We start from the raw sequence: 2500 nt of genomic DNA, 5'->3' as shown, positions 1-2500 counted from the left end.
CGGCGCGAACAGGTTCATGGCGCGAAACTCGACTTCGAATATCTGCTGCACCGACAGCAGGAAGCCGAACAGGCCGCCCTGCAACGCAGTCGAGCCGACGGTATAGCCGAGCGCCAGCCGGTCGGTCAGGACGAAGCGGAAGCCCTGCGCGATCCGGCCCGCGCTGAGCGGCAGCCGGTTGGCCGGGTCGAGCGTCTCCGGCAGCCGGATCGCGGCCCAGAGGAAGGTGAGCAGCCCGGCGGCCGTCAGCGCATAGAAGATCCAGCGCCAGGGCGCGAGCCACAGGATCAGCTGGCCCAGATTGGGGGCGGCGATCGGCACCACCATGAAGACGATTGTGATCAGGCTCATCACCCGGGCCATTGCGTCGCCGGCGAAGCGGTCGCGCACGATCGACGTCGACAGCACACGCGAGGACGCGGTCGCCACGCCCGCCGCCACCCGCGCCGCCAGCAGCAGCGGGAAGGTCGCCGCGACCGCCGCGGTCAGGTTGCAGACGATGCCCAGCGCCAGGCTGATCAGCAGCACCGGTCGCCTGCCGAACCGGTCCGAGAGCGGTCCGTGCACGATCTGCGCCGCGCCGAACCCGAACATGAAGGCGGAAATCACCCATTGCCGATCGTTCGGGTCCGCCACGTGCAGGCTCTCGCCGATCGCGGGGAGCGCGGGCAGCATCGTGTCGATCTGCAGCGCCGTCATCGCCATCAGTGCGGCGATCAGGGCGACGAACTCGCGGAATCCGAGTTCGGGTCGGGAAGGCGCCGGCGCATGCATCGCGGCCAGATGGCCGTTCGCGGCCCGAAGGGGAAGGGGCTCGGCGACTTTTCTCGTGCAGCCGCCACTCAGGAAAACTCCGCACTTGGGCGCGCGCGCGCGCTGCATTAGATAGCGCCGATGCTCGACACTGTTTCTCCCACGATTCCGCCGCTGTCCCTCGCACGCCAGGCGGACGACCCCGACGGCTTCGCCCAGGATTTCGGCGCGTCCTTCCACCGGTTCGGCTTCGGCGTCATCAAGGACCACGGCATCGGCCAGGCGCTGATCGATCGCGGCTGGGCGCTGACCAAGGCGTTCTTCGACCTGCCCACCGAGGTGAAGGCGAAGTACCACCTGCCCGGCAAGGCCGGCGCGCGCGGCTACACGCCGTTCGGGATCGAGACGGCCAAGGGTGCCACCGAGAACGACCTGAAGGAGTTCTGGCATGTCGGCCGCGAGCTGCCGGCGGGTCACCGCTTCGCCGACGTGATGCCGCCCAATGTCTGGCCCGACGAAGTGCCGGGGCTGAAGGAGACGTTCCTCGCGCTTTATGCCGAGTTCGATCGGGTCGGCGCCAAGCTGCTGTCGGCGATCGCGGTCTATCTGGGCCTTGCCCCCGACTGGTTCGTCGAGCCGGTGCGGGACGGCAACAGCGTGATGCGGCTGCTCCATTACCCGCCCGTCTCGCCGGAAGCGCCGGGCGTGCGCGCCGGCGCGCATGAGGACATCAACCTGATCACGCTGCTGCTGGGCGCCGAGGAGGCCGGGCTTCAGCTGCTCGACCGCGACGGCCGCTGGCTGGCGATCTCGCCGCCCGAAGGGGCGCTGGTCGTCAATGTCGGCGACATGCTGCAGCGGCTGACCAACCATGTGCTGCCCTCGACCACGCACCGCGTCGTCAATCCGGCGCCCGAGAGGCGTGGGACGGCGCGCTACTCGATGCCCTTCTTCCTGCACCCGGCGCCCGATTTCGTGATCGAGACGCTGCCGGGTTGCATCACGCCCGACAACCCGAACCGCTATCCGGAGCCGATCAGCAGCCAGGAGTATCTGAACCAGCGCCTGCGCACGCTGGGCCTGCTGAAGGACGACGGGGTGGCGGGCTGAAAGGTCAGGAAAGTTCGCGGTGCGGTAAAAATCCCGTCGATCACACCGGCAAGTTCGATCGATTTTCTCGATCAGCAGCGGGCGGGGGAAGGCGCGGCGACTCGGCACCCGCACCAGATATGGCAAGGGCTTGCGTGTAGGACAGCGAATTCGTTGACAGGCGCGCCTTCCCTTCCTAAGTCGCCCGCCTCTCGGTGCCCCGTCGTCTAAAGGTAAGACTACGGACTCTGACTCCGTCAATCGAGGTTCGAATCCTCGCGGGGCATCCAGCGATACGATAAATTGCCTTGCTCAGTCTGCTGTTCCGGCAGCCGGCTTGTGAGCCGTCCGGATCAGCCGAACTGAAAATCATAGGCGCTGAGGCTCGCCAAGTTGAAATGCTGCAAAGTGAGCGTCTGGCCGCTACCCAGCTGAATCACGGTGTCGGCACCAAGCTGTGATGCGTTCGCCTGCACGTCCGCGAAACTCGACAAGCCAAGGCCCGTCAGCTGAATGATATCCCCGGCTCCGCCGCCATTGAAATCGGTGATCAGGTCCTGTCCATCGCCTGATCCGAACACGAAGACATCGTTCCCTTCGCCGCCGGTCAGCTTGTCGCGGCCGAGTCCGCCCATGAGGGTGTCGGCGCCGCCGTTGC

Annotated in this window: 2 protein-coding genes, 1 tRNA gene and 1 pseudogene (1 of these 4 cut by a window edge); 2 read left to right on the top strand and 2 right to left on the bottom strand. The window is 66.8% G+C overall.

Features of this window, described 5'->3' with window-relative positions; translation table 11 throughout:
• Positions 1–774 carry the 5' portion of a multidrug effflux MFS transporter gene (locus GON01_RS06165; protein WP_157026515.1) on the bottom strand. 444 nt of this gene lie to the left of the window's left edge, so 774 of the gene's 1218 nt are visible here — the first part of the coding sequence; the start codon lies at positions 772–774; its stop codon lies off the left edge, out of view.
• Between the two features lie 120 nt (positions 775–894).
• Between GON01_RS06165 and GON01_RS06160 the strand changes: the two genes are divergently transcribed.
• Together GON01_RS06160 and GON01_RS06155 are read left to right on the top strand one after the other, a co-directional pair.
• Complete coding sequence (locus tag GON01_RS06160) at positions 895–1863, top strand: isopenicillin N synthase family dioxygenase (RefSeq protein WP_157026514.1); 969 nt, start codon at positions 895–897, stop codon at positions 1861–1863.
• A gap of 195 nt (positions 1864–2058) precedes the next feature.
• Positions 2059–2132: transfer RNA gene (locus GON01_RS06155), tRNA-Gln, on the top strand.
• A 63-nt stretch (positions 2133–2195) separates the two neighbouring features.
• Here the strand turns inward: GON01_RS06155 and GON01_RS16625 are convergent.
• Positions 2196–2500: pseudogene (locus tag GON01_RS16625) on the bottom strand (right-handed parallel beta-helix repeat-containing protein); the annotation flags it as partial.

Origin of the sequence: Sphingomonas horti (genome assembly GCF_009753715.1) — a bacterium.
Classification (GTDB): domain Bacteria; phylum Pseudomonadota; class Alphaproteobacteria; order Sphingomonadales; family Sphingomonadaceae; genus Sphingomonas_B; species Sphingomonas_B horti.
The sequence above is the reverse complement of the archived record's forward strand: the minus strand, read 5'-3'. Positions and strand labels throughout refer to the sequence as shown.